Genomic DNA, 17,731 nt, shown 5'->3' with positions numbered 1-17,731 from the left:
GCCAGAACCATCAGATTGCCGGTCGTGGTTGCGGCGCGACTGTGTGGATGCGCCAAGTGACAACGCTCAGGTTTGGCGGATTCTCACAAGTGGCCAGTCAGCGCCCTCACGGGTCTCGGCAAGCTCGACCAACGGTTCAGAGCCCGTGCTGCTTACGCAGGGCCTTCGCCTCTTTGGACGGTGCTCGCGAGCCCCACCAATCGCCGGCCTGCCAGCGCGCGGTGGCGAGTTGGTCGAGGGCGTCGAGGTAGTCGGCCAGGTAGGCGTCGGGATCGGACTCGTACCGGGCCCGCAGTTCGTCGACCAGTGCCTCAGTGGCGGCCCGCACCTCACGGCGCCCGCTGGCCTGCTCGACACCCTCACGAGCCTTATCGAGCACGGCCTGCCCAGCGGCTTGACGCTCGTCCTCAGCCTGCTCAGCCGCCTGCCGCTCAGCCTCGGCTTGGCGCTCGGCTTCGGCGGCCCGCTCAGCCTCAGCCCGCTCAGCGGCCAAACGCTCAGCCTCAGCCTGCTCAGCCGCCTGCCGCTCAGCCTCAGCCTGGCGTTCGGCTTCGGCGGCCCGCTCAGCCTCCAAACGCTCCTGCTCGGCGGCCAAACGCTCGGCCTCAGCCTGCTCAGCCGCCTGCCGCTCAGCCTCAGCCTGCTCAGCCGCCTGCCGCTCAGCCTCAGCCTGGCGTTCGGCTTCGGCGGCCCGCTCGGCCTCAGCACTCTCAGCGGCCAAACGCTCGGTCTCAGCCTGCTCAGCCGCCTGCCGCTCGGTCTCAGCCTGCTCAGCCGCCTGCCGCTCAGCCTCAGCCTGCTCAGCCGCCTGCCGCTCAGCCTCAGCCTGCTCAGCTGCCTGCCGCTCAGCCTCGGCTTGGCGTTCGGCTTCGGCGGCCCGCTCGGCCTCCAAACGCTCCTGCTCTACGGCCAGGCGCTCACGCTCACGACGCTCACCCTCGTACCACTCGGCCTCGGCACGCTCACGCTCCGCACGCTGCCGCTCGGCCTCAGCCTGCTCAGCCGCATGCCGCTCAGCCTCGGCTTGGCGCTCGGCTTCGGCGGCCCGCTCGGCTTCGGCGGCCCGCTCGGCCTCCAAACGCTCCTGCTCGGCGGCCAGGCGCTCACGCTCACGACGCTCGCCCTCGTACCACTCGGCCTCGGCACGCTCACGTTCCACACGCTGCCGCTCGGCTTCGGCGCGGTCACGCTCGAACTCCGCCTCGGCCGCGGCGACCCGCTCGGCCTCCTGGCGCTCGGCCTCCAGCCGCTGACGCTCTGCTTCTGCAGCGGCCAGCTCGGCCTGGGCACGCTCGAGTTCCACTCTCTCGGCCTCGGCCAGCGCCTCACGTTCGGCCTCTTGCTCGACCGTTGACTCGGCATCGCCAAGAACCTCGGCCTCTACCACGTCGGCACGCCGTAGTTGCCGTTCGGCGTCGCGAACCGCCTCGTCCTCGGCCAGTTCACGCTCGATGGCGGCGAGCTCGGCGGCCTCTGCGGCCTCGAGCGCCGCCAGTTCGGCAGCCAGCCGTTCGAGCTCTTCACGCTCGGCCCGCTCGGCGGCGGTTTCGTCGGTCACCCGCGCTCTCAGCGCGGCCTCACGCTCGGCCGCTTCACGTTCGGCTTCGCGCTCGTGCTCGGCGATGCGCTCGGCGCGGCGCCGCTGGTTCTGCAAGCGTTCGGCCGCTTCGGCTTGCGCCGCCTGCTGCTGCGACAACCGCTCCGCCTCTGCGGCCTCACGAGCCTCGCGCTCTTCACGCTCGGCTCGAAGCGCAGCGTCGCGCTCGGCGCGTTGCTGCGCCGCGGCGGCCGAGCGCGCCCGCTTTGCCAACTCGGCCTCGGCCTCGGCCCGCACCTGCTGCTCGACGGCGTCTGCGGGTGCGCGTAGGGCGGCCAGCCGTCCGATGGCCTCACCGGTGGCGCCCACCTGCACCCCGAACACCTCGGCCGCCGGCAGCGACGACCACGACGACTGCGCGCCCAAGGCAACGCGCACCCGCACGGCCGGGCGCTCGGCCCCTGCCGACTCGGCGGCGATCGAGTCGGCCAACTCCGTCAGGTCCCCCGCCTCGGCGGTCCGGCCGAGAGTGCGCAGGTCGTGCGCCAGGTCGTCCAGGGCGGTCACCAACAGCGGCTGCACGTCGGCGCGCCGCACGGCCAACGTGCCCAACAGATCGACCAGCCGGCGGCGCAGGGTCAGCGCCAAGCCGGGGGCGCCGATCACCAGCACCCGGTCGGCCGCGTCGGCGTACAGACCGAACAAGGGTTCGCTGAGCCGCTCGAGCATGGCCGGCGGCGCACCCGCCGGATCACTGAGCACCGGTAGCGCTTCGGCGTCGTAGTGCTCGACGGCCCGCAGCACGTGCTCGACGGACGGCTGGGGCCAGCCTGCCGCCCACCGCACGTCGCTCACCAGGCGATCGACGTCGACACCCAGCGGGCCTTCGACCCCCACCGACACCGCGGCGTCGGCGCGTGCGTTCGCCGCAGCGATGTCGCCGCCGGCCAGCGCGACGCGCGCCCAGGCCAGCAGTGCCCACGCGATGGTGGCGGGGTTCAGTGCGCCATCGAGATCGAGCCGAATCAACTGGGCGCGCAGCCCGAAGGCGGCGCTCAGCGTCTGCTCGGCCCCCTCGGCCAGTCCGGCTGCCGACTGGATCACCGCGAGGTGCACCAGGGCGGTCACCGAACGCGCGGCGTCCCCGCGCGGCGTGTACGGCCCGACCGGCCCGTGTTGGGCGAGCACCTTGGCCGACAGCATCACCGCCTCCTGCGCGGTGGGCGCCGCCTCGGCCCAGGCGTGCGCGGCCAGGCGGTGCGCGGTCAGTTCGTTGAGTGCGTCAGCGACGTCGCCCAGCCGGGCGGGATCGCCACCGGCCCAGTCGCGCAGCCGTTGCACCTCGGAACTGAGCCGGCGGGCGCGTTGGGCGTGGGTGTCGATGTGCTGGTTCATGAGCTCCTTCGAAGGGGGTCCAGTACCAATTGCACCACGGTTTCGAACCCGGCCCGAGGCGTCCGCCAGATAACGGCTGAGTTACGTTTTGGCGGCGCCCACGGGGAGCGCTGCCCAACCCTGGGGTTACACCCCTGCGAGCCGTTGACGCACGGCTCACCGGCTACGTAGCCTCAGCCCGGTGGGCGCCCATCCTGCGCCCCAGCACCCATTGCAGAAAGGCTGGGCACATTTTGCTACGCCGGAAACTACTCATCGCCACGGGCGCACTTGCCCTGACGGTGCCCTCCATCGCCTACGCCGACACCGGGGTCGATCGCTTCGACGACACACCGGCCAAGGGCAAGATCGATTCGAAATTCGTCCCCGGCTACGCCGACAAGGACTCCAAGGTGACCGTCATGGTCGAACTGACCGGCGACCCCGTCGCCGTCGTCGAGGCCGAGACGGGTTCGCTGTCCGACGCTCGAGCCACCCAGATTCGCGCCGGGCTGAAGAAGTCGCAGGACCGGGTCAAGGCCGAGATCAAGAGCCGCGGCGGCAAGGTGTTGTCGCAGATGCAGTCCGCCTACAACGGCATGCGGGCCACCCTGCCGCGGTCGCAGGTGCGGGCAGTGTCGCAACTGGACGGGGTGAAGTCGGTCACCCAGGCACCGGTGCACACCATCGACAACACGGTCAGCGTGCCGTTCCTTGGCGTGCCGAAGGTGTGGCAGAACACCGGCTACACGGGCACGGGCGTCAAGGTGGCGATCATCGACACCGGCATCGACTACACCCACGCCGACTTCAACGGCAAGGGCACCACCGCCGCTTTCGAATCGGCCAAGGCCAAGAACTACTTCCACCCCGCAGACTGGGTTCAGAGCGGGCTCAGCGTACGGGTGAAGGGTGGCTACGACTTCGTGGGTGACGACTACGACGCCAACAGCGACGACCCGGCGATCTACACCCCCGATCCCGATGCCAACCCGCTCGACTGCAACGGCCACGGCAGCCATGTGGCGGGCACCGTCGGTGGTAGCGGCGTGACCGCGGACGGCAAGCCTTACACCGGCCCCTACAACAACTCGATCTACAGCAACACGTTCAAGGTCGGCCCCGGCGTCGCACCCAGCGTCGACCTCTACGCGCTCAAGGTGTTCGGCTGCGAGGGTTCCACCGACGTGGTCACCGAGGCCATCGACTGGGCCGTCAAGAACAAGATGCAGGTCATCAACATGTCGCTGGGCTCGTCGTTCGGCACCGCGGCCGACTCCGACTCGATCGCCGCGCAGAACGCGCAGGCGGCCGGCGTCGTGGTCGTGGCCTCGGCCGGCAACAGCGGCCCCAACCCGTACATCAGCGGCAGCCCGGGCGTGGCCAAGGGCGTCATCAACGTGGCCGCGGTCGACTCGACCGCCAGCTTCCCCGGGGCGACGCTCAGCTTCGACGGCAAGACCATGGACGCGATCAACGCCAACGGGGTGGATCCGCTGCCCGCCGGGCCGTTCACGATCGTGAACACCAACTCGCTGGGCTGCGATGTGGCCTCGTTCACCGCGGCGGGCATCACGCCGGGCGGCAACCAGATCGCGATCGTCAACCGTGGCACCTGCGCGCGGGTGGCTAAGGCGATCTTCGGCCAGCAGGCCGGTGCGGCTGCGGTGGTCATGGTGAACAACGCCACCAGCTACCCGCCCTATGAGGGTGCGATCACCTCCAACCCCGACGACGGAACGCCGTACACGGTCACCATTCCGTTCCTGGGCGTGCGCAGCACCGACGGTCCGGCGCTTGTCGCCGCGGCCGGCAAGCCACTGACCCTGGCGGCCAAGCCCCTGGCCAACCCCGGTTTCAAGGGCTACGCATCCTTCAGTTCGGGCGGTCCCCGCAACGGCGACAGCGGCCTCAAGCCGTCGATCTCGGCACCCGGTGTGAGCATCAGCTCGGCCGGCGTCGGCACCGGCAACGGCGCGGCGGTGCTCTCGGGCACCTCGATGGCGGCTCCGCACGTCACCGGCGTCGCCGCACTGGCCCGTCAGGCGCACAAGAGCTGGAACTCCAACGAGATCAGCAGCGCCCTGGTCAGCACGTCCGACTATCAGAACCTGGCCGGTTACCGGCTCACCCTGGGCGGCGGTCTGGTCGATGCCAAGCAGGTGGTCGACACGACCGTGTTCGCCATTGGCGACGAGTACAAGGTCAAGGGCGGCAAGGTCTCCGAGGCCACGCTGAGCTATGGCTTTGCCGAGTCGAGCAGCACCTTCACCGGCGTCAAGAAGCTCACCCTGGTGAACAAGGGCAGCAAGCGCGCCATCTTCGTGCTGAGCAATGTCAAGACCAGCCAGAGCGTCGCCTCGTCGGTCAAGTTCAGCAAGAAGATCGTCGTGGTGCCGGCCAAGAGCAGCCGCAGCGTGTGGGTCACGCTCAAGGCCAAGGCTTCGAGCGTCGGCAGTTCGCTGGGCGGCAGTGACCAGTTCGGCTTCAAGGAGGTCTCGGGCAACATCAAGATCGCCACGAACGGCAATGGCACGCTGTATGTTCCCTACCTGCTGGTGCCCCGTGCCTCGGCCAAGGTGACGGCCAAGCAGACAGTGGTCAGCACCGTGGCGAACCCGAATGGCCAGAACCCCGATGTGAAGGTCAACGGCAAGTCCACCACGTCGCCGTCGCCCACCGCGGTCAAGACCACGGAGGCGCCGAGCGGTGCCAAGGTGAAGCTGACCAATCCGAAGGGTGCGCTGACGGCTCTGGCCGACTTCTACACCTGGGGTCTGCAAGACCCGAAGGATGTCAGCAAGGGAACCGGGTTCGACCTGCGCGCAGCCGGCGTGCAGTCGTTCGAGGACGACGGTGACCAGCTGCTGGTCTTCGCGGTGAACAACTGGACGCGCTGGTCGAATGCGGCCACGCAGGAGTTCGACGTGGTGATCGACGTCGACCGCGACGGCACGCCGGACTGGATCGTGTTCAGCTACGACTCGGGCGCCGTCCGGGCCGACGATCCCAACGGCCTGACCGAGGTGTTCCTCTACGACATCAAGAGCAAGAGCACCTACGCCTCCGGCTTCCTCGCCCAGGCGCCGACCGACAGCAGCACGATTATGTTGCCGGTCTACGCGAGCGATCTCGGGATCACCGCAGACACCGGTGCGTTCGACTACTCCGGTGCCAGCTACTCCACGCTCGACTCGTCGCTGTCGGACGAGTTCGACCAGGTCGCCACCTACGACGCCTACCACAAGGCGATCAGCAATGGTGACGGGGCCGAGGTGCCCGTCAACGGCAGCAAGACCGTCAGCCTGACCTTCGACCCGGCCCAGATCGCCACCCAGTCTCCGCTGGGCACGATGGTGGTCGTCGTCGACAACAAGTCCGGCAAGGACGAGGCGCTGCTGCTGCCGACTCCCTGACGCTCACCCTGCAACGCCGACGCCCCCGGGAAGTCTCCCGGGGGCGTCGGTTTTGCTTCCGCTGGCCGAGCCCGTCGCAGCCCGGTGCTCCGGGACTGCGGTCAGCGGGTGGACGAGGTCGCCGCCGGGCCGTTCTGGCACAGGTGCGGGGTGTCGCTGGTGCCGAACCGGTAGTCGTACTCGGTGCCGGCGGCCTCGACGACCACCCGGGTGCCCTCGACCTGGGCCTGCGTGTACTGCACGCCGGGGGCCGGGCAGCCCAGCGAGCCGTCGTTGAAGGTGACGCTCTGGGCACTGACCACGCGCACCTGATCGGACGCCACGCCGCGCTTGGTCAGGTCGGCGCGAATCGCGGCCAGCCGGACGTCCGACACGGTGGTCGACGGGCCCGACGGCACGCTGGCCGACGGCAACGGGCCCGTGGTCTGAAACCGGCTGGCCGGGTTGGTGGGCGTTGCACCCGGCGTCGTGGTGGCGCAGGCGCTCAGCAGCAGCAGGGCGGCGATGACGGCGAGGCGGCGCATGCAGCCAGTCTAGGAGCCATCGAGATAGCGCTTCATGAGGGCGTCGGCGTGACCCGTCGAGTCGTACACGGCCACAGCCAGGTCGCCGCGCAGCACCGCGGTCCAGAGCCTGCCGTCGCCCGCCGCCCCCGCCTTCAGCTCGCGTTTGATCGCCGCCACCTCGTCGGGCCGCAGCCCGTCGGCGATAGCGGGCCGTTGCTCGTCGGCGAACAGGTGTGGGCGCCTGCTCTCGCCGGCGCCCACCGACGCCATGGCGGATGCCAGCGAGAAGGCCGAGAGCCGCAGCGAACCGCCGTCGGTTGCTGCCAAGAACACCGGAACACCGATGCGGGCCTCACCGTCAAGCCCCAGCGCCGCGACGGCGGCCGGCAACCCGTCGGCCCGCAGTCTCGCCACGACATCGACCGGTGCGAACGCGTCGGGGTAGATGCGGCGGGTGGTCGCCGCGGTCGTGCCCGGCGTGCTGGCCAGCACCAGCAGCGCGCCGTCCGAGGGCCGCACGACGACCACGGCGCGTCGTCCGATGCTGCCGATCAGCGCTTCGGCCCGCTGCTGCATGGGCTGCGACAAGGTGATGCGCAGCGCCTCGCCGTTCACCGCAGGCACCCGGAACAGGTCCCTCGCCGCCTCGGAGTGGCCGTCGGGGTAGGCCTGTACGACGAATCCGGTGATGCCCATCAGCGAGGCGTTGCGCGACTTCTGCAACCCGCCCAGGCCAACCAGGTCACCCTCGCGGATCGTGCCCCCGGAGGCCTTGATGATGTCGCCGGTGGCCTCGCCGACGCTGCCGAGCAGAGCCCGCGCGAAGCTGCCGGTGCGCGCCAACGGACGCACCGCGTCGAGCACCCGCACGCCCGGCACATTCGCCACCTTGGCCAGCACCGACCACGCCTCGGAGCCCACCGAGCGCACCACCGCGGCCTCGACGAAAGCCTTCGGACCGTACGCGGCCACCTTGGCCACGTAGGCGTCGGGGTCGATGCCGACCGCCTTGGCCAGGGCTCGCGCCGCGGCGGGCTGCCGGTCGGCGGGCAGCTGGGGCTTGTCGAGACCGATGCGCCGGGCGTCCTGATTCCAGACCAGCCGCTCGTCGTCGGCGCCGATCACCTCGCCGCGCACCGGCGCCAGCCGGACGGCCCGCAGCCGGTCGCCCGGCTGCAGCCCCGACGCGATCAGGTCGCGGCTCCACACCGCGGTCCACCCGTCGGCGCCGCGGGCGAGCTGCAGGTAGGCGTCTTGAACCCAGTGCGGCTTGCCCTGATGAATCGTCCAGTCGGCCTGCAGCCGGGCCGTGCCGCGGCGTTGCTGGTCGTCGAGCTGCACGTTCTGCACGGTGACCACCGGCTTCAGGGTGCCCATGCCGCGCAGCGTGGCGGCCAGGTCGTCGATCTCGTTCGGCCCCACGGTCGCGGCGAACGCGCCGTCGCCGATGGTGTGATTCGTCAGAGCGTCAACAGCCCGCTGGGCGGCCACGGTGGCCGGGCCGGTCTGGTCGTTGATGGTGCGCCAGGCGAAGAATCCCCCGCCGGCGGCCAGCACCACGGCCAGGGCGCCCACGAACCACCACCACATCCAGACCGGACGACGGGTGCGCGGCGCGGCGGGCCGGGGTGCGTCCATGGTGTTGGAGACTACGCGGTCACTACGACACCGGCCCGGTGGTGCGCCGAACCACCAGCCGCACCGGCAGCAGCACGTCGGCCGGCTCGGGGGCCACCGCGTCGCTACGGTGCGCCATGGCCTGGCGCAGCAGCCGGGCCGCCGCCCGGCCCTTGGCGTCGACGTCTTGCGCCACGGTGGTGAGCCCTAGGCCGGCGGCGACCGGATGGTCGTCGAAGCCCACCACCGACAGCTCGCCCGGCACGTCGAGGCCGAGGTCGGCCGCTACCGCCAGGGTCTGGGCGGCCACCAGGTCGGTGACGCAGAGCACCGCCGTGGGCCGCACCCGGCGCAGCAGGTCGGCGATGGCGGCGGAGTTGTCGCCGTACGGGTCGACGAACCCCACCACCGGTTTGATTCCGCCGAGCCCGTCGATCCAGCCGGCCAGGCGTTCGTCCGGCACCCCATGACCATCCCCCGCCGCTCCCCCGGTGAGTACCAGCACGGTGCGGTGGCCCAGCTCGGCCACGTGCGCCGCGGCGTCTCGGGCGCCGCCGCGATCGTCGATCGCGACGTGCGGGCCGTCCGGCCACTCCATGTCGACGCCCACCACGGGCACGCCGCGGCCGTGCAGCCACTGCATGGCCTCGGCCTTCGCCGACGACGAGTAGGCCACGGCGCCGTCCATGGGCACGTCGTGGGCGGGCACGGTGGGCGGCAGCAGGGTGAGCGCCAGGCCGTCGCCGGCGAGCTCGTCGGCCAAGGCGCCCAGAAAGTGGGCGGTGACCGCGTCCGACAGGGCGAGCCGCAGCGGCTGCGTCCAGAGCACCCCGATGGCGCCCGAGGTGCCGGTGGCCAGCGAGCGCGCGGCCGGGTCGGGGCCGCGGTAACCCAAAGCGGCGGCCTCGGCCAGAATGCGGTCACGCAGGTCGGCCGAGAGCTGGTCGGGGCGCGAGTAGGCGTTCGACACCGTCATGCGGCTGACCCCCAGCCGATCGGCGATCGACTGGAGAGTGACCCTCGCCATGCCCCTCCTCGACTTGTGTGCGGACGTCCGTTGCACTAACTTTACCGGTACAGACTATACCGGTAAAGGGGCAGCATGAACGGGCGGAACGCAGGCAACGACTGGTGGCGGCACGCGGTGGTGTACCAGATCTATCCGCGCAGCTTCGCCGACGCCAACGGCGACGGCGTGGGTGACGTGGCGGGCATGCGCAGCAAGATTCCGCACCTGGCGGCGCTCGGCGTCGACGCCATCTGGATCAGCCCGTGGTACCCCTCGCCGATGAAGGACGCCGGCTACGACGTCAGCGACTACCGCGACATCGAGCCCGTGTTCGGCACCTTGCCCGAGGCGGACGCCCTGATCGCCGAAGCCCATGCCGCCGGCATCAAGGTGATCATCGACATCGTGCCCAATCACACCTCTGACCAGCACGTGCTGTTTCAGCAGGCGCTGGCCGCCGGGCCCGGTTCGCCCGAGCGCGACCTGTTCGTGTTTCGCGACGGACGCGGCACCGCCGGCGAGTTGCCCCCCAACGACTGGCAGAGCACGTTCGGCGGCCCGGCCTGGACCCGGGTGTCCGACGGCCAGTGGTACCTGCACCTGTTCACGCCGGAACAGCCCGACGTGAACTGGCGCAACCAGGCGATCAAGGACGAGTTCGCCAAGACCCTGCGGTTCTGGTTCGACCGCGGCATCGACGGCTTTCGCATCGACGTGGCGCACGGCCTCGAGAAGGACTGGAACCTGCCCGACCTCAAGGGCCTGCTGTTCCCGCTCGACGAGGGCGTCGAGTACGACCACCCGCACTGGGACCAGCCGGCGGTGCACGACATCTTTCGCGAGTGGCGGGCCATTGCTGATGAGTACCAGCCGTCGCGCGCGTTCTGCGGCGAGATCTGGGTGGGCCGTCCGCACCGACTGGCCGCCTACCTGCGCCCCGACGAACTGCACACCGCGTTCAACTTCGAGTTTCTGATGGCGCCGTGGCTGCCCGATCAGCTGCGCGCGGTGATCGACTCGACCATCGCCAACCACGCGGCTGTCGGCGCGCCGGCCACCTGGGTGCTCGGCAACCACGACGTGATGAGGCCGGTGTCGCGCTACGCCCGCGAGCAGGTCGGCCTGGTGCACGGCGCCCGCAACCTGATTCACTTCGAGGGCATCCCCGCCGACGTCGAGCTGGGCCGTCGCCGCGCCCGCGCCGCGGCGCTGCTGATGTTCGGCCTGCCCGGCAGCTCGTACGTGTACGAGGGCGAAGAGCTCGGCCTGCCCGAGGCCGAGGACATTCCGGCCGACCAGTTGCAGGACCCGGTCTGGGCCATGTCGGGCCACACCGACAAGGGCCGCGACGGCTGCCGGGTGCCGCTGCCCTGGACGAGCGAGGGCTACGACTACGGCTTCTCGCCCGAGGGTGGTGCGGCCCCGTGGCTGCCCCAGCCCGCCGAGTGGGCCGAGCTGGCCGCCGACGCGCAGGCGGGCCTTCCCGGCTCGACGCTGACGCTCTACCGCGACGCGCTCGCGTTGCGTCGGCAGCTGCCCGAACTGGGCGACGGCACGCTGACCTGGCTGGACGCTCCCGCGCAGGTGCTGGCCTACACCCGCCCCGGCGACGGCGGCGGTGCCGAGTTCCAGAGCTGGACGAACTTCGGCAGCGAACCGGTCGAGCTGGCGGCCGGTGAGGTGCTGATCAGCTCGGGCGACCTGGTCGACGGCTTGCTGCCGTCCGACACCACGGTGTGGCTGAAGGCCTGAAAACCACCCCGAAAAGAATTCTTCGAAAAGGTTGTATCAGGTCCGGCCGGTCGCGCACCTAGTCGTTGAAGTCGCTGATCCCGAGGGTGCTGGGGGGACGAATCGGCGGTGTGGCTTCAACGGGGGGGAACGCATGGTGCGCGACGCACCGGCCGGCCGGACCTTTTCGGGGGATAGGGCCCGGCCGACCGGGCGTCGCGCACTGCGCCGTTCAGGCCAGGCGCCGGCGTCCGGCAGAATCATGGCTGTGCCGACCCGCCAAGAACCTCCGATCGTCACCATTCGCTACTGCACCGGGTGTCGCTGGCTGCTGCGCGCCCAGTGGTACCAGGGCGAACTGCTGCAGACCTTCGGCGACGTGCTCGGCGGGGTGCTGCTGGTGCCGTCCTGCGGGGCCATGTTTCGCATCGAGGTGGGCGAGGTGACGGTGTGGAACCGCAAGACCGACGGCGGCTTTCCTGAGATTGCCGTGTTGAAACGCCTGGTGCGCGACCTGGTGGCCCCCACGATGTCGCTCGGCCACTCCGACTCACAGTCACCGGAACCTGAGCCGAAAAGCTGATCAGTTCAGTGCGTGACTGCTTTCTCGGCGCCGGCACCGGTCATCGAGCGAACCTCCATCTCGGCCTGCTTGGCGGCGTCGAACTCCTTGCTGGTGACCGTGCCCAGCCACCCCAGGAAGAAGCCCAGCGGTACCGAGATCAGCGCCGGGTTGGTGAGGGGGAACCACGCGAAGTTCACCGCCGGGAACATCGAGGTCTTCAGCCCCGACACCACCGGCGAGAACGCGATCAGACCCACCGCCGAGATCAGCCCACCGTAGATCGACCACACCGAGCCGCGGGTATTGAACCGCTTCCAGTACAGCGAGTACAGAATGGACGGCAGGTTGGCGCTGGCCGCCACCGCGAACGCCAGCGACACCAGGAACGCGACGTTCTGACCGTTGGCCGCAATGCCTCCGATGATCGAGATGACGCCGATCACGATGGCGGTGGTGCGGGCCACCTGCACCTCTTTCTCGGGGGTCGCCTCACCGTTCTTGAGCACCGAGTTGTAGATGTCGTGGGCGAACGAAGCGGCCGCGGTGATGGTCAGGCCCGCCACCACGGCGAGAATCGTCGCGAAGGCGACGCCGGCGATCACGCCGAGCAGAATCTCACCGCCCAGGTGGTACGCCAGTGCCGGTGCAGCCGAGTTCACTCCGCCCGGAGCGCCCAGAATGGCGTCCTTGCCGACGAAGACGGCGGCGCCGTAACCCAGAATCAGCGTGAACAGGTAGAAGGCGCCGATCAGGCCGATGGCCCACGACACCGAGCGCCGGGCCTCTTTGGCGGTGGGCACGGTGTAGAACCGCATGAGCACGTGCGGCAGGCCGGCGGCGCCGAAGATCAGCGCGATCGACAACGACACGAAACTGAGCGGATCCTTGCCGTACTGCAGCATCGGCTCCAACACCTTCACTCCATCGGGGCTGGCCTGCGACGCCGCGCCGAGCAGGTTCGACAGGTTGAACCCGAAGTTCCACATCACCATCACGGTGATGAACCCGGCACCCAGAATCAGCAGCACGGCCTTGATGATCTGCACCCAGGTGGTGCCCTTCATGCCGCCCACCAGCACGTAGGTGATCATCAGCACGCCCACCAGCGCGATCACCAGGCCCTGCTGGGTCTTGTCGGTGATGCCCAGCAGCAGGGCCACCAGGCCGCCTGCGCCGGCCATCTGGGCCAGCAGGTAGAAGAACGACACCGCCAAGGTGGACGTCGCCGCGGCGGTCCGAACGGGACGCTGCTGCATGCGAAAGCTCAGCACGTCGGCCATCGTGTACTTACCGGTGTTGCGCAACGGTTCGGCCACCAGCAGCAGGGCCACCAGCCAGGCCACCAAGAAGCCGATCGAGTACAGCAGCCCGTCGTAGCCGTACACCGCGACGGCTCCGGCGATGCCGAGAAAGGATGCGGCCGACAGGTAGTCGCCGGCGATGGCGATGCCGTTCTGGCGGCCGTCGAAGCTGCGTCCACCGGCGTAGAAGTCCGAGGCGGACTTGCTGCCGCGGGTGGCGACCCGAATCACGATGAACAACGTGAACAGCACGAAGATGCCGAAGATGGCCATGTTCAACAGCGGATTACCCATTTGCATGGCTGCCCCCTTCGAGTTCGTCGCGCAGTTGCCCGGCCAGCGGGTCGAGGTTGCGGTTGGCGTGCCGCACGTACAGCCAGGTGATCAGAAACGTGGTGACGAACTGCGCCAGGCCCATCGCCATGCCGACGTTGATGTAGCCGATGAACGGCGTCGACATGAAGCCGTGGGCGTAGGTCGACAGCAGCACGTAGAGGAAGTACCAGACGACGAAGACCGCGGTCATCGGAAAGGCGAACTTTCGAAAGGTGGTGCGCAGCCGGTCGAAGTCCTCCGAGGTGTGTACCCGTTCGAAGGCGGCCTGGCTGATCTCGGCGTGGTGTTCGCCGGTGAGTTCGGGCAGTGGGTTGTGGTGGGGCGGTAGATGCCGCTCGGGATCGTCCTTTGTTGGTGGCTCGTTGGCAGAGCTCACGATTGCTCTCTGGTCTGATTGGCTCTCAACGGACAGCTGATTTTGATGGTTCACGCTGCTTCTGATTTGTGTTGCTGGTATTCGAGGGCGACCTGGGCGGGTGTCTTGTAGCCGATCCCGGAGTGAATACGGGTCCGATTGTAGAAGACTTCGATATATTCGGCAATGAGCCGGCGGGCCTTCTTCCGGGTGGGTAGCACGACCCGGTAGACGAGCTCGTTCTTCAAAGCAGCGAAGAATGATTCGGCCATCGCATTATCCCAGCAGACACCGGTCCGCCCCAGCGAACCGACGATCCCAAGGGACTCCAAATGCTTCGCGAATTGGGTCGAGGTGTATTGGGCTCCCCGGTCGGAATGAAAGATTGCACCAGGGGCGAGTGGTTGGCGGGTGGCCGCCATCGTGAGGGCGTCACAGATCAGGTCGGTGCGCATGTGCGGGGCCATCGACCAACCGAGGACCTGCTTGGTGCAGCAATCGATGACGGTGGCCAGGTAGAGCCAGCCCTGCCAGGTCTTGATGTAGGTGATGTCACCCACCAGCTTCACCCCCGGCTCCTCGGCGGTGAAGTCCCGCTGGACCCGGTCACGAATCGGGTCAGCGTCCGGGTCCTGCTCGGTGGTGACCTTGTAGGCACGGGGCTGGCAGGCGACCAGTCCCGCCTCGCGCATGATCGAGCGGACCAGGTCGACCGACGCCGAGGCCACCTCCGGGTCGGCGGAGCCGGCCAGGACGGCATGCACCCGCCGCACCCCGTAGACACCGCGGCCGGCCTCGAAGGCGGCGTGCACGTGCCGGGTGAGCTTGGCCCGGCGCAACTGCCTCGGCGACGGCACGGCCCGCTGCCAGTCGTAGAATCCCGACCTGGACACCTCCAAGCCGGCGCACATCGCACTCACCGAGGGAGCCGGTCCGCTCATGGCCTGCTCCGCGGCAATGAGCGCGTACTTGTCGCTCACTGTTGCTCCCTCGCGAAGTAGGCCGCTGCTTTTTTCAGGAAGTCGTTCATCAACCGAAGTTCTCGATTCTCACGTTCGAGTTCCCGCAACCGGGCACGATCCGGCAACGAAAGCTCCTCACTCACCGGGTGCTCACGCCGATACTTGTTGACCCAGTTCCCCAACGTGCCCTCATTGATCCCCAGATCCCGCGCAACCTTCGCGATCGGCTGATCATTCTCCAGCGCCATCCTCACCGCCTCGTCACGGTATTCCTGCGTATATTTCTTGTACTTGGACATTGACCTGTTCTCCTCCTCGGGAGATTCTCCCTTCTTCGGTCACTGTCCGGTGAGAGCCACACACCTCACTCCTGTTCCCCGGCGCAGACGTTGCGACGGTTGCGGGCAGCCTAGGCGTCATTCACCAGCAATTGATTCCGCCGCGCCCGATGGATATTCGCGCTTTCGCCAGCGCACGGTGTCAGTTCAACCGCACGTCGTGGATGGTGATGCCCAGCGCCAGTTCGAGCGCCACGATCGGGCCGGTCAGGTCGTCGTCCTCGAGGTCGCGCGTGCCGGGGAACAAGGTGACGTGCAGGGCCCGCCGGGGGCCGGTGCCGGTGAGCCGCCAGTGGCCGCGCAGCCGGTCGTCGAGCAGCACGGGGGCGAGTAGCAGTCCGTTCTCCTGCTTCCACAGCACGTCGTAGTGCTCGGGGTCGACGAAGCGGGCGCGTCCGGCGGGGTCGAAGGCGCAGAACAAGGCGTCGAACTCGGGCAGCAGATGCACTCCGGCCAGGGTCGCGGGCGGGGGCGCGTCCGGCAGGTCGTGATAGACGCGCCCGTCGGGGCCCTCGTTGGTGGTGAGATCCAGGCTCGCCAGGGCCGCGTCGACGCGGGTCAGGCCCAGCCCCGACCACCAGGCCAGATCGTGCCGGCTGAGCGGGCCGGCCGCAGCGAGTTGGTGCCGAAACATTGCCGCAACCGCCGCGTCGGGTGCGTTCAGCGCAGCCGTGCGATGGGCGGTATCGGCCAGCACGGCGGCCGCCGTGCGGTACTCGGGTGCGGCCTGGCCCGTCCAGTCACCTCTGATCGGACGTCGCACCAGGCCGCCGTGCCCGAAGGCGAAGTAGCGGCCCTGGGTGCCGGCGAACCGGGGTGCCGAGGCAGGGTCGTTGCGCTGCAACCACTCGAGCAGGTGGGCCGCGAGCTCGGCGGGAGTGCGCCACTGGTGTTCGGCGTAGGCCTCGATCGCGGCCCAGACGTGTTCGAGGGTGGTGTCCGACAGCTTGAGGGTGCGATGCCAGAGCGTCCGCTGCCCCAGGCGGGTGGCGACCTCGAGCAGCGGGTGCAGGGCGGCGGTGCTGGTGTGCACCGTGCCCCGCAGCGTGCTGCCCCGCACGATGGCACCCGAGGTGTAGGCGTCGGTGATCTGCTGCCGGGTGACGCCGGGCAGCCGAGCTGCGGAGCCGATGAACACCGACCGGGCGGTTTGGCTCTGAATCGGCCCGACCAGGTCGATCAGGCCCGCGACGTCCCCCGGCTCGAGCTCGGCCGGAAACTGCCTGGCCAGGGTGCGGGCGGCGAGGTCTGCCCAGGTCAGCATGACGGGCAGCGTAGCCCTAGACTCATCCACGGGCAGAGTCGCGCGAAGGAGCATCGATGAAGATCGCCATTCCCACCGAGGTCAAGAATCACGAGTACCGGGTGGCCATCACCCCGGTGGGAGTGAACGAACTGGTCCGCCGCGGGCATCAGGTGTTCGTGCAGTCGGGGGCCGGGCTGGGGTCGTCCATCACCGACGAGGAGTATGTCGCGCAGGGCGCCACGATTCTGCCCGACGCCGACGCCACCTGGGCCGAGGGCGAGATGGTGATGAAGGTGAAGGAGCCGATCGCGGCCGAGTACGGCTACCTGCGTGACGATCTGCTGCTGTTCACCTACCTGCACCTGGCGGCCGACCGTCCACTCACCGAGGCGCTGCTGAACTCGGGCACCACCGCGCTCGCCTACGAAACCGTGCAGCTGCCCAACGGCATGTTGCCGCTGCTGTACCCGATGTCTGAGGTGGCCGGCTGCCTGGCGCCGCAGGTGGGGGCGCACGCGATGATGAAGGCCGAGGGCGGCCGCGGCGTGCTGATGGGTGCCGTGGGCGGCGTGCCGAACGCCAAGGTGGTCGTGCTCGGCGGCGGCGTGGCCGGCCAGAACGCGGCCAACATCGCGCTGGGCATGGGCGCCAACGTGACGATTCTCGACACAGATCTTGAGAAGCTGCGCATGACCTTCTGGCGCTACGACAACCGCATTCAGGGCATCGTGTCGACCGCGCTGAGCGTGCGCGAGCAGGTGCTGAGCGCCGACCTGGTGATCGGCACGGTGCTGATTCCGGGGGCCAAGGCACCCAAGCTGGTGACCAACGACATGGTGGCGCAGATGAAGCCGGGCTCGGTGCTGGTCGACGTGGCGATCGACCAGGGCGGCTGCTTCGAAGACTCGCACCCCACCACCCACGCCGACCCCACGTTTCGGGTGCACAACTCGGTGTTCTACTGCGTGGCCAACATGCCGGGCGCGGTGCCCAACACGTCCACCTGGGGCCTGACCAACGCCACCCTGCCCTACTCGGTGCAACTGGCCGGCAAGGGCTGGCGGCAGGCGTGCGCCGAGTCGAAGGCGCTGGCCCTGGGGCTTAACACCGTCGGCGGGGCGATCACGTGCAAGGGCGTCGGTGACGCCTTCAGCGACCTGCCCGAGACGAGCCTGCGGGACGTGCTCGACTGAGCGCATAACGGTGGGGATCGACCTTGGACGCGGAAGTCAGGCACCGCGAGCGACCACGACAACGTGGCGCGGTGAGACGCGGCGGACGGCGATTACCACCGAGCCGCCGGTCGATCTTGCCGACGACGCGTGGCAGGCCTCGGACGACTAACCACGCCCGGCGTCAACCAACGTGCTGGTGCCAGCGATGGGCAATCTCATCAGCGTCACGCGCATCGACGCTCATGCCCGTCACGCCGGCGGCG

At 69.1% G+C, this 17,731-nt stretch carries 12 protein-coding genes; 4 read left to right on the top strand and 8 right to left on the bottom strand.

The annotated features are described in order from the left end of the window. Window positions 1-136 precede the first annotated feature (136 nt). Complete coding sequence (locus MPLG2_RS16705; protein WP_105187124.1) at window positions 137-2,932, bottom strand: hypothetical protein; 2,796 nt, start codon at window positions 2,930-2,932, stop codon at window positions 137-139. 281 nt (window positions 2,933-3,213) lie between these two features. Here MPLG2_RS16705 and MPLG2_RS16700 point away from each other — a divergent pair, with 281 nt between their 5' ends. After that, window positions 3,214-6,327, top strand: coding sequence for a S8 family peptidase (locus tag MPLG2_RS16700; RefSeq protein ID WP_197710004.1), 3,114 nt, complete (start codon window positions 3,214-3,216; stop codon window positions 6,325-6,327). A gap of 101 nt (window positions 6,328-6,428) precedes the next feature. Here the strand turns inward: MPLG2_RS16700 and MPLG2_RS16695 are convergent, their stop codons facing one another. From MPLG2_RS16695 to MPLG2_RS16685, 3 genes are read right to left on the bottom strand one after another with little or no spacing between them, the layout of a single operon-like run. Then, complete coding sequence (locus tag MPLG2_RS16695; protein ID WP_105187122.1) at window positions 6,429-6,851, bottom strand: hypothetical protein; 423 nt, start codon at window positions 6,849-6,851, stop codon at window positions 6,429-6,431. A 9-nt stretch (window positions 6,852-6,860) separates the two neighbouring features. Next, window positions 6,861-8,471 carry a penicillin-binding protein 2 gene (locus MPLG2_RS16690; RefSeq protein ID WP_105187121.1) on the bottom strand — a complete coding sequence of 537 codons (1,611 nt, stop codon included), beginning with the start codon at window positions 8,469-8,471 and terminating at the stop codon, window positions 6,861-6,863. A 22-nt stretch (window positions 8,472-8,493) separates the two neighbouring features. Further along, window positions 8,494-9,477: a LacI family DNA-binding transcriptional regulator gene (locus tag MPLG2_RS16685; RefSeq protein WP_105187120.1), complete on the bottom strand. Its 984-nt coding sequence runs from the start codon at window positions 9,475-9,477 to the stop codon at window positions 8,494-8,496. 75 nt (window positions 9,478-9,552) lie between these two features. Here MPLG2_RS16685 and MPLG2_RS16680 point away from each other — a divergent pair, with 75 nt between their 5' ends. After that, window positions 9,553-11,211, top strand: coding sequence for a glycoside hydrolase family 13 protein (locus MPLG2_RS16680; protein ID WP_105187119.1), 1,659 nt, complete (start codon window positions 9,553-9,555; stop codon window positions 11,209-11,211). 247 nt (window positions 11,212-11,458) lie between these two features. Further along, window positions 11,459-11,773, top strand: a complete 315-nt coding sequence (locus MPLG2_RS16675) for a SelT/SelW/SelH family protein (protein WP_231935703.1) — start codon at window positions 11,459-11,461, stop codon at window positions 11,771-11,773. 5 nt (window positions 11,774-11,778) lie between these two features. Here MPLG2_RS16675 and MPLG2_RS16670 read toward each other — a convergent pair whose 3' ends face one another. The 4 genes from MPLG2_RS16670 to MPLG2_RS16655 all read right to left on the bottom strand — a co-directional run bounded on the left by MPLG2_RS16670 (window position 11,779) and on the right by MPLG2_RS16655 (window position 16,311). Next, entirely contained in the window at window positions 11,779-13,356 is a 1,578-nt protein-coding gene (locus MPLG2_RS16670; RefSeq protein ID WP_105187117.1) for a solute symporter family protein, read from the bottom strand. Beyond that, window positions 13,343-13,768: a DUF485 domain-containing protein gene (locus MPLG2_RS16665; RefSeq protein WP_231935702.1), complete on the bottom strand. Its 426-nt coding sequence runs from the start codon at window positions 13,766-13,768 to the stop codon at window positions 13,343-13,345. The genes MPLG2_RS16670 and MPLG2_RS16665 overlap by 14 nt, the downstream gene beginning before the upstream one ends. A gap of 50 nt (window positions 13,769-13,818) precedes the next feature. Continuing rightward, window positions 13,819-15,008 (bottom strand): IS3 family transposase gene (locus MPLG2_RS16660; RefSeq protein WP_105187116.1). Its coding sequence is split into 2 segments (ribosomal slippage): window positions 13,819-14,762 and window positions 14,762-15,008, totalling 1,191 coding nucleotides; the frame shifts between segments, so codons are not numbered across the junction. 181 nt (window positions 15,009-15,189) lie between these two features. After that, window positions 15,190-16,311 carry a DNA glycosylase AlkZ-like family protein gene (locus MPLG2_RS16655; RefSeq protein ID WP_158681297.1) on the bottom strand — a complete coding sequence of 374 codons (1,122 nt, stop codon included), beginning with the start codon at window positions 16,309-16,311 and terminating at the stop codon, window positions 15,190-15,192. A gap of 56 nt (window positions 16,312-16,367) precedes the next feature. Between MPLG2_RS16655 and ald the strand changes: the two genes are divergently transcribed. After that, a complete protein-coding gene (gene ald / locus MPLG2_RS16650) occupies window positions 16,368-17,486 on the top strand; it encodes an alanine dehydrogenase (protein WP_105187114.1) in 1,119 nt (372 codons plus the stop codon). Window positions 17,487-17,731: the final 245 nt, after the last annotated feature.

Origin of the sequence: Micropruina glycogenica (genome assembly GCF_900289045.1) — a bacterium.
Classification (GTDB): Bacteria; Actinomycetota; Actinomycetes; order Propionibacteriales; family Propionibacteriaceae; genus Micropruina; species Micropruina glycogenica.
This window is presented reverse-complemented; position numbering and strand designations above follow the sequence as displayed.

What these genes read in the sequence shown, in the direction of transcription:
- MPLG2_RS16705 (WP_105187124.1), bottom strand. Translation starts at nt 2,932, where the DNA reads ATGAACCAGCACATCGACACCCACGCCCAACGCGCCCGCCGGCTCAGT.
- MPLG2_RS16695 (WP_105187122.1), bottom strand. Translation starts at nt 6,851, where the DNA reads ATGCGCCGCCTCGCCGTCATCGCCGCCCTGCTGCTGCTGAGCGCCTGC.
- MPLG2_RS16690 (WP_105187121.1), bottom strand. Translation starts at nt 8,471, where the DNA reads ATGGACGCACCCCGGCCCGCCGCGCCGCGCACCCGTCGTCCGGTCTGG.
- MPLG2_RS16685 (WP_105187120.1), bottom strand. Translation starts at nt 9,477, where the DNA reads ATGGCGAGGGTCACTCTCCAGTCGATCGCCGATCGGCTGGGGGTCAGC.
- MPLG2_RS16680 (WP_105187119.1), top strand. Translation starts at nt 9,553, where the DNA reads ATGAACGGGCGGAACGCAGGCAACGACTGGTGGCGGCACGCGGTGGTG.
- MPLG2_RS16670 (WP_105187117.1), bottom strand. Translation starts at nt 13,356, where the DNA reads ATGCAAATGGGTAATCCGCTGTTGAACATGGCCATCTTCGGCATCTTC.
- MPLG2_RS16655 (WP_158681297.1), bottom strand. Translation starts at nt 16,311, where the DNA reads ATGCTGACCTGGGCAGACCTCGCCGCCCGCACCCTGGCCAGGCAGTTT.
- ald (WP_105187114.1), top strand. Translation starts at nt 16,368, where the DNA reads ATGAAGATCGCCATTCCCACCGAGGTCAAGAATCACGAGTACCGGGTG.